This window comes from Bacteroidota bacterium, assembly GCA_018266755.1.
GTDB lineage: Bacteria > Bacteroidota > Ignavibacteria > Palsa-1295 > Palsa-1295 > JAFDZW01.
On record JAFDZW010000005.1, the window covers coordinates 917,423 to 930,923 of the forward strand.

The 13,501-nt window shown below is 56.2% G+C and carries 10 protein-coding genes; 4 read left to right on the forward strand and 6 right to left on the reverse strand.

Translation table 11 applies throughout. The features are described 5' to 3' along the window. Nucleotides 1-84 precede the first annotated feature (84 nt). Entirely contained in the window at nucleotides 85-1,623 is a 1,539-nt protein-coding gene (locus tag JSS75_08615; protein ID MBS1903750.1) for an OmpA family protein, read from the reverse strand. A gap of 90 nt (nucleotides 1,624-1,713) precedes the next feature. On the opposite strand from JSS75_08615, the gene JSS75_08620 reads away from it, so the two are divergent. Then, nucleotides 1,714-4,719 (forward strand): T9SS type A sorting domain-containing protein, encoded by a 3,006-nt coding sequence (locus tag JSS75_08620; protein ID MBS1903751.1) that lies wholly within the window; start codon nucleotides 1,714-1,716, stop codon nucleotides 4,717-4,719. Nucleotides 4,720-4,787: 68 nt separating this feature from the next. Here JSS75_08620 and JSS75_08625 read toward each other — a convergent pair whose 3' ends face one another. Continuing rightward, nucleotides 4,788-5,732, reverse strand: coding sequence for a nitronate monooxygenase (locus JSS75_08625; GenBank protein ID MBS1903752.1), 945 nt, complete (start codon nucleotides 5,730-5,732; stop codon nucleotides 4,788-4,790). A 138-nt stretch (nucleotides 5,733-5,870) separates the two neighbouring features. Between JSS75_08625 and JSS75_08630 the strand changes: the two genes are divergently transcribed. Then, nucleotides 5,871-6,878, forward strand: a complete 1,008-nt coding sequence (locus tag JSS75_08630) for a hypothetical protein (GenBank protein MBS1903753.1) — start codon at nucleotides 5,871-5,873, stop codon at nucleotides 6,876-6,878. A gap of 256 nt (nucleotides 6,879-7,134) precedes the next feature. Continuing rightward, a complete protein-coding gene (locus tag JSS75_08635) occupies nucleotides 7,135-7,995 on the forward strand; it encodes a 2,3,4,5-tetrahydropyridine-2,6-dicarboxylate N-succinyltransferase (protein ID MBS1903754.1) in 861 nt (286 codons plus the stop codon). On the opposite strand, the gene JSS75_08640 is transcribed toward JSS75_08635, so the two are convergent. The 4 genes from JSS75_08640 to JSS75_08655 all read right to left on the reverse strand — a co-directional run bounded on the left by JSS75_08640 (nucleotide 7,987) and on the right by JSS75_08655 (nucleotide 10,736). Continuing rightward, the gene (locus tag JSS75_08640; GenBank protein ID MBS1903755.1) at nucleotides 7,987-8,328 is read right to left on the reverse strand and encodes a hypothetical protein; all 342 of its coding nucleotides are present in this window, start codon (nucleotides 8,326-8,328) and stop codon (nucleotides 7,987-7,989) included. The two genes, JSS75_08635 and JSS75_08640, sit on opposite strands and share 9 nt — an antisense overlap. A gap of 12 nt (nucleotides 8,329-8,340) precedes the next feature. Further along, the gene (locus JSS75_08645; GenBank protein MBS1903756.1) at nucleotides 8,341-9,612 is read right to left on the reverse strand and encodes a hypothetical protein; all 1,272 of its coding nucleotides are present in this window, start codon (nucleotides 9,610-9,612) and stop codon (nucleotides 8,341-8,343) included. A 42-nt stretch (nucleotides 9,613-9,654) separates the two neighbouring features. Then, entirely contained in the window at nucleotides 9,655-10,218 is a 564-nt protein-coding gene (locus tag JSS75_08650) for an adenylate kinase (protein MBS1903757.1), read from the reverse strand. A gap of 113 nt (nucleotides 10,219-10,331) precedes the next feature. Beyond that, entirely contained in the window at nucleotides 10,332-10,736 is a 405-nt protein-coding gene (locus JSS75_08655) for a hypothetical protein (GenBank protein ID MBS1903758.1), read from the reverse strand. Between the two features lie 119 nt (nucleotides 10,737-10,855). On the opposite strand from JSS75_08655, the gene JSS75_08660 reads away from it, so the two are divergent. Next, nucleotides 10,856-13,396 (forward strand): T9SS type A sorting domain-containing protein, encoded by a 2,541-nt coding sequence (locus tag JSS75_08660; protein ID MBS1903759.1) that lies wholly within the window; start codon nucleotides 10,856-10,858, stop codon nucleotides 13,394-13,396. Nucleotides 13,397-13,501: the final 105 nt, after the last annotated feature.

The window sequence follows — 13,501 nt, forward strand, 5'->3', positions numbered from 1 at the left end:
ACCTGTTTCAGGTTCGTAGATTGCTTCGTTCGGGCAAAAGACCTCTTCGCAACGACGGACGGTTGCTTATCAATGTTTCAATTCTCAATTCCCGACTATCCGAAATTCCACTCGCCGGTTCGTTGCTCTTCCCTCTTCGGTTGCGTTGGATTCAAGCGGACGTTCGGAGCCGTATCCGTGCGCTTCGAGGCGGTTCGATGCGACTGTTTGTGAGATAAGATAATCGACCACCGCTTCTGCACGAGCTTCCGAGAGCTTCTTGTTATGTTCTGCCGAGCCGGTCGAATCGGTATATCCTTCGATCGCGACGCGGATCGACTGGTCCCCTTTCATCACATCGGCAAGGCGGTGAAGCTCGGCGAACGACTCCGGCAGCAGCGTCGCTTTGTCCGTCTCGAAGAAGATATTATTCAATCGGACAACCGCGTTTTCTTTGATCTTGACGAGTGTCAGATCCTTCGTGATAGTCGAATATGCCTTGACGGCCTTTGTATCGAAGCTCTCACTTGTCGGAATGTACCCGTGTTGCTCGGCATAGAGGCTGTACACTTCGCCGGCCGGCACTGTGATCTGAAATGCACCGGTAGCGGGGTCGCTATGTGCAAGGCCAAGCGTCTTGCCATCGGAAAGCCGTTCGTAGCGGATCGTTGCTTCGAGCGTCGCGCCGGTTTCATCATGTACTCTGCCGGAAATCAGCACAACCGGCACAATCCGTGCCGGCGCCGGTGAGCGAAAAATATCGGTTTGGTCGTCCTGACTTCTGCGCCACACATAGTATGCATACTTCCCCGCCGCGTCTTCGCTGTAATAGCTCGTGCGTCCGGGTCGGTTGATCGTGTTATCAAGATGTTCCGGTGCGGACCAATGCCGCCAACCGTCATCGAGCCGTTCTGCGCGCCACACATCGAGTTCACCGATCCCACCGGACCGGTCGCTCGAAAAATAGAGCGTCTTGCCATCGGCGGCGAGATAGGGGGTGATCTCGTTCGATCGCGAATTGATCTCGGCGCCAAGCCAGAGCGGTGTGCTCCACGTGTTCGACTTCTCGTCGAGAAAGCAGACGAACAAATCCTGCCCGCCCATCGACGAATCGTGCTGCATGCTCAAGATCAATGTCTGCTGATCCGGACCGAAGGCAAAGTCGATGACGTTTCCGCGGGCATTGAGATCGTTAATGTGAATCGGCTGTGGCACGGCCCACCCGTCCTTGGTACGATGTGTCACCATGACCCGATCCTCGGCACGTTGTGCCTCGCGAAGTTTGCCTATGAGAAAGAGTGTGTTATCATCCGGCGCAACACTCGTCACGGCAATGCCGTACCGTGAGGCGAGCTTGCCACCCTGAATGGTCGCTGTGGCGAAGCGATCTGTGCTATCGTGACGGCTGCACCAAATGTCGATCACGGTGTTGCCGTCGATGCCAACTCTGGGCCTCGCGAAATAGAGCCACTTCCCGTCGGCGGAGATAACGGGTAGTACTTCGCTCTCGGTCGGACTATTGACCGACGCGGGAAGTTTCGTGAAATTACCGCCCTGCGCAAACGTCGCGCTCGAGGAGAATGCAACGATGCCTGCGGCGGCGAGCGCAAGTAGTCGGTTTACTATAGAGTTGACGGTATGCATGCGAAGGTTCGGTAACGTCGGTGCTACGTGAACGAATCCCCATCCGTTTCATGGGAATTGTTGTCGATATGCCATCCTTGTAATTATGCTATGAGTATCATTTCGACCCGTCGCATTCTCGCACTCTGTGTTGCTGTCGTTACCGTGGTAGCCTCCGTTGGCTTCGCACAGTCCGAACAGTCATCCAGCAAGCAGACCAATCCCCGCGCAACGAAGAAGATCGTTCACAAACACCGTACGCATCGTACCTCGAAGCACGTCGCGAAGCGCTCGAAGCACACCAAGCGAGACACAGCCGAGACCGAACTGCGGCTGCACTATCCTGCTCCAAGCTCGGGTGGCGAAGAGCCCAACGGCGATTGGTACCGCAAGCGTGCGTATCCGAACGAGTTTATCGATCCGGATGCATATCCCAACGCGCTACGTGAGGCTGCTGCGCTTCCGCAGTATCGGCCTGCAGGGATTCACACCCAATCGGCCATGCAGTGGCAGCCGATCGGGCCGTTTAAGATAGGCGGACGTGTGACGTCGATCGCAACACATCCGACCGACCCGAACACGTTTTATGTAGGCGGTGCGGCCGGCGGACTCTGGAAGACAACCGATCACGGCGTATCCTGGCGCTCGCTTACCGACACATTTTCTGCAATCTCCGTCGGGTGCATCACTATCGATCCGCACGACGCGAACACGATCTATCTCGGCATGGGTGAATGCAATTCGAGCGCCGATAGCTACCCCGGCAACGGGCTCTGGCGCTCCACCGATGCCGGTGAGACGTGGACCAACCTCGGACTGACGAAGACACAGTACATCTCGAAGGTCATCGTCGATCCATCGGACCGGAACATCGTGTGGGTCTGCATCCCAGGGCCAGGCAACACCGCCGATTCGAACAGAGGTGTCTGGAAAACTACTGACTTCGGCGCAACGTGGGTGCAGTCATTGCTCGTGCGAACGGCGAAGAATAAGCTCGCCCCGTCTGTACCCGTGATCGACATGGCGATGAACCCTTCCGATCGCAACGACATCGTCGCTGCAACATGGCAGAAGGTGACAAGCGCAAGCAACGCAGTGAACGTTCCGAACACTGGACTGTGGCGTACGCGAGATGGCGGCATGACATGGAATCGTATCGATACGATCTCAGGCTCCGGCTACATCAACGGCATCACATTCAAACATGCATCACGCTCGTCACTGCTCTGGACGACCAATAGTAAAGGCGTCCCGACGCTGTACGCGCTGACATCGAAGGTCGATAAAGACCCGCTGACGGGCTACGTCCTTGCCGATAATTTCAACGTGCTCCTTCGCACGACAAATCCGGAATCCGGCTGGCAGGTCGTTCTCGACTCGTCGTTCCGAATTCCGTTCCTCGGTAATAATATTGACAGCGTCGATATCTTCAATCGTCAGGGCGGATACAATAATCTGCTTGTGGCAAACCCGCATATCCCCGACGATATCTATCTCGGCGGTATCGACATCCTCCGCTCGAGCGATGGCGGCAACACGTGGAAAGATATTTCGAATGCATATCCTCACTACTTCGCCAACGACCGGTCGCAACACTCCGACATGCATGCCCTGGCATTCACAGCGGCGATAAACGGCACCGATATCTTGAACGGGCAAGACGGCGGCGTCTTCAACACAACCGACTTCGGTCAGAATTGGACGCAGCTCAAGGGTTTGCCGATCACGATGTTCTATCACCTCGAACCATGGTACGGCGGCATGGACCACATCGCGGATCCCTTCCCTGTCGATTCGTTAAAATTCTTCGGCGGCACGCAAGATAACGGGACGGTGTCGCACGGCTTCTCGGCGAACGCCGATTGGGACTGGATCAATCGCGGCGACGGTGGCATGGCACAAAGCGATCCGAACAATCCAGCGCACATTGTGACATCGCTGCAGCTCGGGAAGATATTCTTTCGAACGACACTCGATTCGCTTCGACCAAATCTCTTTAGCGATGCTGGAAATCTCGACCCGAATGCGAAGAAGTGGTTCGATCTTTCGGCGATTGCGAAACGTCGTGGGATTACAGATTCGTCCGAATCTTGCACATTTATCCCGCCGGTCCTGCTCGATAAGCAGAACGGCCGCGATGTCTATACCGGCAAAGTGTACGTCTATAAATCGACGCTCGATTTTACCACTCCCGACAGCGGCACGGTGATCACCCGCTGGTCGCCTCAATTAGCGGGCAGCCCTGGCAATCCGAAAACGTGGTACACCGGCAGCATCGAGACGATGGCGCTCGGGCCTCGCGACAGCCACGGCAGACCGATGATCTGGGCCGCTGGAATCCTTGGCGGCGCACGTGCGGTGTGGCGTACAACGCTGAACGAATCGCTGCCGCAAGATTCGATGCCGCGGTGGATTCGCGCCGACTCGGCCGGGTTGGCGAATCTCAGTCCGAACTGGCTCGAAGCCGATCGCAGCGATTCGCTCACCGCGTTTATCTCGTTCTCCGGTTCGGCCTCTGGCCATCTGTATAAGACGATTGACGGCGGCAAACACTGGACTAATATTAGCGGGAATCTGCCAAATACATCGCTCAATGCGTTCGTGATCGATTCGCTTGCCGAGCAGGGCGATCCGCTGAAGAAGAACCAGTGCATGTTCGCCGCAACCGATGTGGGTGTATTCGTTACTACCGACGGCGGTAAAACGTGGTCGTCGATCGGTACCGGTATGCCGCATCTTGTTGTCGGTTCGCTCGCGATGTACCGCAACTGGCTTGTCGCCGGAACACACGGGCGCTCGGCATGGGCGCTTGACGTCAGCAGCATCAACGCGGAGCAGCGCAGCGTGCGGACGGAGACGGGCTCAGTAGCGTCGGTCTCGGTCACTGCGTTTCCCAATCCGGTGCGCGACCACTGCAGCGTCCGATTGAACGGCACAACCGGCCCGGTGCGCTTGACACTCTATGACCTTTCCGGTCGTGCTGTGCTTGGCACGACAACAAGCTCGGGTTCAACGGAACTGGCACTTCCTGCTACACTCTCGACAGGAACGTATATGCTAACCGTCACTACCTCGCACGGAGAAACGGCGGAGACCAAGATCGAAATCGCCCGCTAAGACTATTGATTTTCATTGAACCGCTCGCTTCGGACCATCCGGGGCGAGCGGTTTCTGTGTTCAGACGATCACAAACTGTTCAGACGTGCTAATGCAGTTTGGTATTCCGCAACCAGACGATTCACCACCTCGGCGGCAGGAATAATCTCGTTCACAAGACCGGACGATTGTCCCATCTCAAGCTCACCTTCGTCGAGATCGCCTTCGAAGATGCCGCGCATCTCGCGCTTGCGATCGAGGATGGCCAGTTCTTCTTCTTTCGATGCGCCATGCACTTGCGCATCGAACGCACGCAGCGCAAACGCATTCTTCTTGAGTCGGACCGGTGCGACCTTCTTGAGAGCAAGAATAGTAGAAGTATCCTCGCATTCGACGATCGCTTGCTTGTAGTTCGGATGCGAACTCGCCTCGATCGTCGCAGCGAAACGAGTACCGACTTGCACCGCTTCGGCGCCGAGCGCCAATGCTGCAAGCATCTGTCTTCCATCAGCAATTCCGCCTGCAGCAATAACCGGCACATCGACTGCATCGACGACCTGCGGCACGAGGCATAGCGTCGTGATCTCGTCAGCGCCGTTATGTCCCCCGGCTTCGAAGCCTTCGGCGATCACCGCATCGCAACCCGCTTCGACCGCCTTTTTCGCATGCTTCACGCTTGCGACGACATGCGCGAGAAAACATCCTGCATTCTTAAATTTTTCGGCATGCACTTTCGGCGAGCCTGCGCTCGTGAAGACGATCTTTACGCCTTCTTCGATGGTGGCAGCAACAAGCGCATCGACATCGCCGCGGATAAGCGGGATGTTGACTCCGATCGTATCGGCGACTTCGGTCGCTTTGGCCTTGCGAATGTGTTCGCGCAGCAGTTCCGGCTTCATCGAGCCTGCACCGATGAGCCCGAGCGCACCGGCTCGCGCAGCGGCAATGGCGAGGTTCGCTCCGCTCGTCCAGACCATGCCAGCCTGGATGATCGGGTAAGTGATTCCGAGACGTTTTGAAAGTGCTGTCTGCATCGGGACAAAGTTACGATATCATCCGGTCCTCAGAACGGCTTTTAGTCGTTCCACTCCCCCAACAGGCGTCAACCAGCAACACAGTACGGAGACGACTCTTTTTGCGTATTTTTGTCTATTATTCAATCGATCATTTCCATGAAACGCTTTCTTATCCTTTCGCTGCTGGCATTTGTCGTTGCAAGCTGCGGCAAGAAGTCCGAAGACATGACGCCGGTGCAACCCGGCGAGACAGTCACGTTCCGCGATCAGGTCTATAAGTTCACGTTCAAAGCTCCGAAGGCTTGGGTCGCCGAATCGACACCCGGACAGCGGACGAGCTACTTCTCTTCCCAAGAGAGCGAAATCCGTTTCCAAAAGTTTACCGAAGGTGCGTTCGGCGCCATGGTCGAAGTCGGCGTCAAGGACGGCATGACCAAAGAGGCCGCCATCGACGAGTTCACCAAGAGCATGGAGGGCATCACCTTCTCGAAGCCCGAAGCGGCAACACTTGGCGGACAACCGGCACTCAAGGTAACGTTCAATACGGGTACCGACGAGGATGCCTATATGGGCTATCGTATCTACTCGAACAAGGATTCGATCGTCACCTACTTTCAGGCTGCCACGTTCGGCGCAGGCCGGATGGCAAAGTATAAGCCAGTCTTCGATCTCGCAGAAGCCTCTGTCACGCTCGGCTATGTGCTGAAGCTCACGCCGGGTAAGATCGACAGCGCCACGATGGAGCAGCTCAAGAAGGAAGCCGCACCGTCGCCGAATCTCTCGAACTACAACGGCAACGGCTATTCGATCTCCTACCCCGAAAACTTCAACGCCCAGGCAACAGCGAAGGGAATGAAGTTCGAAGGCGACTGGAAAGGCGCCACGATCATGGTCGATGTGATCCCCTCGAACAATGCAACGCTCGATGCCTTCGCCGCAGCCGCGTCGAAGACCTACGGCGGCATTGCTCCGAGCAACGTCACGATCGGCGGTCAGCCCGCGAAGATGATCAACTACTCGGTGTCGTCCGGTTACGGCTCGCGCGCATACTTCATCGTCAAGGGCGCGAACGCCTACCGCATCACGATCAACTGGCCGAAGGAAGTCGAAAGCCTCTTCCGACCGGAATTCGAGAAAGCCGCGATGAGTTTTAAGCTGAAGTAACTATTCAGCGCGCAAGTGTGGGGCGGTAAGTTCTTCTATCACTACTTGCACTTGAATTGATCTCTTACTGCCTCATGAGCCCCCGTTGCCCTTGCAACGGGGGCTTTTTTTTGTCACAACATTATTGCAGGGCATCACATGCATCGCCCGGTCTTCGTGTGTCCGCGGACTCGGGCGAGGCATGCCTCGCCCCTACGGAACAGTTTCGTTTCTCAATTCTTATTTCTTAATTCCGCTCCACTCGTATTTTTGCGTTATGACAAACGCTGCATCGCTCCAGGCTTCGATCGAATCGTTACTCACATCCGATCTCGCTGCTCGGCGAGAGGAAGGGCTGGCTACATTTGCTGAACTTCGCACATCGCTCAATGCGGGGACGGTTCGCGCAGCCGAACCCGACAGCTCCGCTGGTTCCGGATGGCGAGTCAATACCTGGGTCAAACAAGGCATCCTGCTTGGCTTCCGGCTCGGTGTTCTCGAGATGATGCCGTCACCGGCACCATTCTCGTTCGCCGACAAGAGCACCGTTCCTGCACGTGAGTTCAAACACTCCGACGGTGTGCGCATCGTCCCTGGCGGGACGACCATCCGCGACGGCGCATTCATTGCTCCCGGCGTCATCGTCATGCCTCCGGCATATATCAACATCGGCGCGTACGTCGGCAGCGGGACGCTCGTGGACTCGCACGCGCTTGTCGGTTCGTGTGCGCAGGTCGGAGAACGGGTTCACCTGAGCGCTGCGGCGCAGATCGGCGGTGTGCTTGAGCCTGCCGGAGCGATGCCTGTCATCGTAGAAGACGATGTAATGATCGGCGGCAACTGTGGCGTGTACGAAGGCTGTATCATAAAGAAACGAGCAGTGCTCGGTTCCGGCGTGATCCTCACGGGCTCGACGCCGATCTACGATCTGGTGAATTCGACCGTGATCAAACGTGCCTCCGTGGACGAACCGCTCGTCGTGCCGGAAGGTGCAGTGATCGTCGCAGGCACTCGCTCGCTCGCGGGCCGTTCGCCCTTCGCCGACGAACACGGCCTCTCCCTCTATGCTCCGGTGATCATTAAGTATCGCGACGACAAGACCGACGCCCGTACTGCGCTCGAAGGGGCGTTACGATAATGCAGAGCCCGGCATACTGAAATAGGAATAGATCTCATAGCTGAACCTCCCGGCCTGCACTGCAGGATCGGCTTCAACGTATGAGCGAACTTCATCCTTGTCGCTCGATGCGTAGATCGACATGCCGAAGATTCCGGGATGATCGGTCACCGGACCGTTGACAAGCAGCTTCCCCTCTTCTTTCAGCGAGAACAAGTACCGAAGGTGTGCCCAATGGTTCTCCTCCAGCTTATCCTGCGGATAGTCATGCCGATGCGGACCGGCCGTGAGGAACACAATGGTATAGCCTTTCCCTTTGGCGACCTGCGCCTTGACGTAGTCGTTCGTAATCATATTCGTTGAGTCCTACCAATCGAAGTTCCAGCGGAATTGCTCTTGCTCGAGTTTGTACTGATGATCGCTTTTTCGCAAGAGCAGCCGAAACTCCAGTTGTTCTTTGCGGGCGAGCAATTCTGCACTCGTCGAATCGTGTCGGATAATGCGGACACTATACGATTCGTACATCGGTCGTTCGAAGTTCATCACACACTCTCTGTCTGAAGTTGGTTGAAGCAAGAAGGGCCGAACATCGTCGAAGCCCACCCGAAGCATGCCATCGAATTTCGCGCTATCGAGCGATTCACCAACAACGAGCTGATTCCAACGTTGTTCATCCCTGACATCATTCATTGGCACGCCGTTCACCTCGAATGAAATTACTTTATAATTCCCATAGAGCGCCGGATGCAAAGAGCGAAGCATACGAGGATCGTGTGGGCTCGCGAACACGGTTGCACCCAGCGTTTCCCACACTGCATAGCAAATGATCACAACCCATGCGCCCCTGAGCCAGATCCGAATCTGTGGTTGATACGCCTTCGTATCGGCATACGCATTTCGCTGTACGATCATGTGCCATAACGGCAGCGCGACCTCGGATAGCACATAGAGTGCGAGTATAAAGAGGTAGCTCGAATAGTATTTGACCGGTATACCATAACAGAAATTCATCATCACGACGTTTGCAAGGACACCGGCCGCGACAAACGCGCCGATGATCGACGTACGCCGATAGAGTAACAATAATCCCGCGAGAACCTCCAGTATTCCGCTAAATTGCTGATACGTAGCCGAACTGCCGACAAAATTCCATGCAAGCTGCATGCGCGATTGCTCTCCGAAGGGCATTGCCAGTGTTGCAAGTGTCGGGGCGGGCATTTGCAGACAGAGGACTTTCACAATCCCATACCACATCATCATCATGCTCAGATCCAAACGAACCAATAACCGGAGGTAATATCGCAGATGAACGTAGGATGCCCGTTTGCGATCGAGGAAGCTCCAACACAGCGAGATCAGAGCGGCGAAGAAGAGGTTCAGAACCGTTCGAGCCAGCGTTGCGTGGACATCCCCTGCTCCAGCCGTTGAAATATCCGGTTCACCGATTCCGAAGAAGTCCAATAGGGGGCTGCCAAGCCAAAAGATTGCCGTATTGAGACTTGACAGTAGCCATCCGGAGGTAAATGGAATATTGTACCATATCGTGGTCGACAAGACGACGAACGCCGCGAAGAACCGAAATCCGACGCGATGCGCGAGCGACCAACGCTCGTCAGTGATCTCTGTTGTGTGTTCCATACAAATCTGCCGCACGCCCTCAAGATGCGGGCCGAACCCATACTACCCCAAGCTCGCCTTTATCCGCTCGGTGATCTCGTCGATCTGGCCGAGGCCGTTGACCATGTCGAGCGTGCGACGCTGTGCGTAGTAATCCTGAACGGGCTTCGTCTGCTGGTGATAGACGACGAGGCGGTGACGAATGGTCTCCTCGGTATCGTCCGAGCGACCCGATTCCTGTCCCCGCTTGACAAGCCGTGCAACGAGTTCGTCTTCCGGCGCGTCGAGGACGACGATGCGCACGTTCGCGATGGCAAGCTCAGTGAATAAGCCGTCGAGCGCTTCGGCCTGTGCGACCGTCCGTGGGAAGCCATCGAGCAGAAAACCTTTGCCGGCTTTCTGGTCGGCGACGAGCACTTCCCTGACCAACCCGATAATGACAGAATCCGGCACGAGCTCCCCGGCGTCCATATACTTCTTGGCTTCGAGACCGAGCGGCGTGCCGTCTTTCACGGCAGCACGGAGGATATCTCCGGTCGAGATGTGATGCAGGTTATACTGGTCGCGAATGCGCTCAGCCTGCGTGCCTTTGCCGACGCCCGGCGGTCCGAAAAGAATGATGTTCATGGATCGTTGTATTCTACAATGCTGCGAAACGGACGCATGCAATAGGTGCACGTCCGCCGAGCGCAAAAATACGGAGCGTCTCGGCCTCGCCAGAGAGAACTGCGCTCGCCAGATCAGTCCTGCGTGCCGGGCGGCGGAAGTTTTGAAAGGTCCATCACAATATGCGGCGCGCGAAACTTGTTCCATCCGCCGGATGTCGCATCGAAGATCGCCCCAAGGCCGGCTGTGAGTATCACATCGGCGGTCAGCCATAGCGGATGAATGTCAGTGGCCATGATCAAGGTCTGCGGTTCGAACCCATCGTGCCGAACTTCGATAACCTGGCGTTCGCGCGGTGCGAGCTCTGCGCGAACCGGCGAATAGCCAAGGAACTGTCCGTTTGCGAACACCTTCGAACTATCCGGCGTAACGCTGACGGTCACCGTGTCGTACTTGGATGCAAGCAACATACCACACCCAGTTACTGCCGAACAAAGCGCGATCAAACCGACCGCAACAACTGACTTTCCAATTATCATGATTGAATGCACTGCGATGATGAAGATGCAAATATACGCGCTCTGAACATTAGGATCGGACGGCGACTGCATCGTATCTTTGTACAGGTTATATTGGAGTCATTGCATCGATCATCGCTATGAAACTGTCCCGTACGTTCCTTATCCTATCGACTGTCATTGTCGCAGCTCATTCGGCCGTTGCGCAGCCGAAGCGGATCCCACGCTATCCGTTTGGTTCGGCGCTTGAACCTCCGGCGGTGCATCAGCCTGCAATATCGGCAGATGCGGCCACCGGTCGACCTACCCTTCAGCGATCGATCGTGTATCTTCCGCAAGCGGCGGGTGATTACTGGGACTCGATGTTCTACGATCACCTTAGCTATTTTGACGGCATCGACCATGCACGAGTCAACGCGATCGTCGCGGACACCAACTTCGTCTATGTCGCCGGCTGCTTCCAGCGTTTCGACTTTCAGAATGTCTGGCATATTATTGCATACGACAAGCATACCAACGCATGGACCCCGCTTGCCGACGGCCTTGGCCCTTCAGTCATGGCACTGGCCTTGCATAACGGAAAGCTGTATGCCGGCGGCCGCTTCAAATCGGATGGCGGGGCCGGTTCGACATCGTTGCAAGGCATTGCCGTGTGGGACGGTTCATCGTGGACCGAAGTCGGCGGCGGCGTCGATGCGACGGTCAATGCGATCGCATTCCTTGGCGACGACCTCATCGTCGGTGGCAACTTCTCTTCGGCCGGTGGTTCTGCCACACCGTACATCGCCCGCTGGAACGGCTCCACCTGGGACGATCTGAGTGCCACATTCAACTCGCCGGTCACAACACTCCTCACTCGGCACGATACGCTCTACGCCGGTGGTGACTTTTGGGATTATTCTACCGGCCGTAACTCGATCGCAATGTACACCGAAGCCGGTGGATGGCAGCCACTTGCTCAAGGGCTCGACGGCACCGTCGATGCTCTTACGTTCTTTCATGACTCGTTATGGGTAGGCGGCTCCTTCTGGCACACTGCCGACGGTAATCAAGACATCTTCGGCCTTGCCTCATGGGATGGCTCCCAGTGGCGAACGTTCGGACCGGACAGTAGTCTCGGCTGCGGGCACGGCAGCATCAGTGCGTTCACTGTCTGCGGCGACTCGCTCGTGATCGGTGGCCAGTACTCCGCCATCGCCGGCGTCGCCTCGCATGCCCTCTCGGTCTATTCGCATGGTGCGTTCTCCGCCGTAGCAAACGGCGTCAACGGCGAGATCCATGCGCTCGCCAAGGTGGATACGTCGCTCGTTGTCGGCGGATCCTTCGGGTCTCCTTCGATCTTAAACGATGCGGAACATCTGGCGAACTTCAACCTCCGAAGCGGCGACTGGAGTTCGTCATTCGGAACCCTTACTGGTCCGTATGGCGGCTACAACTATACGGCAACATACGCCACCATTGCGAACGATCGCTCCGTATTTGTCGGCGGCGAGTTCACCGACATCGCGTTGCAGCCGATGAACCATATTGCGGTATTCGACAAGGCCAGCAGAACGTGGTCTGCGCTCGGTGGCGGGCTCGACGGCAACGTCTGGAGCCTGCAACTCGTCGGCTCAAAGCTCTACGCTGGCGGCGAATTCATGCACGCCGACGGCTTACCGGCGACACACGTCGCCTGTTATGACCTCGAGAGCAAACGATGGACACCGCTTGGAGCAGGTTCGAATCGAATTGTGTATGCCATGGAAAGCGATGGCACAAATGTGTATGTCGCCAACGAGCTTGCGCACGAGGGCAATTCATTCAATACGTATATCGGCAAGTGGGACGGATCAAGTTGGACCCGCATTGATCACCCGCTTGTCGGCTGGGTCAACGCGCTGTATCTGAAAGGATCGAATCTATATGTCGGCGGTACCATCTACACCGCAGACGGTACTGACGTGAACAATATCGTCATGTATGACGGAAATAGCTGGCAGCAGGTCGGGGATGGGCTCAACGATCGGGCTCTGTCTATCGTCTCGATCGGCGACGAGCTGTACGCAACCGGATGGTTCACGGCATCGAACTCGACACGGTTGAACGGCATTGGCCGCTGGGACGGATCGAGCTGGCATGCGCTCGGCACGGGACTGAACTACACAGGGTACGCACTGTCTGCTCGGGGCGCTGACCTCTACGTCGGCGGCGCGTTCACAAAAGCGGGAGGCGCCAATTTTTCAGCGCTCGCTAGATGGGACGGCACCCGTTGGAGTTCCGCACTTGGCGGCGCCGACTACAGCGTGTATGGTCTTGCGAATGACGGCGCTTCCCTCTATGTCGCTGGCGGGTTCAGCAACGTCAATTCGACATTCCCGTCGTATCGCTTTGCAATCTTGCATTTCGGCGACGCCGCCGTCGGTGAGTCGAAGTCTTCACCAACGCCATCGATTTCAAACTATCCGAATCCCTCATCGGTCGTGACCAACATCGAGTATACCGTACTTCAGTCATCGATGGTCGAGATATCACTCGTCGATCTCTTAGGCCGAACAGTGCAAATACCCGTGAGCGAATACAAGACGCAAGGAACATACACGACCACCATCGACGTGTCTTCGCTCCCCAGTGGAATATATCTCTGCCGATTCCATGCCGGAAACACCGAGCAAACACAAACGATTACCGTCGCCCGGTAATCGTGCTTGCAGACTGTAAGGTGATTGAACGTTCATCCGTCATGTACATGGATGATTGTTCTTCATTATTCAAAGTGTATTCCGGCCGTGCAACGATAAGCGGTA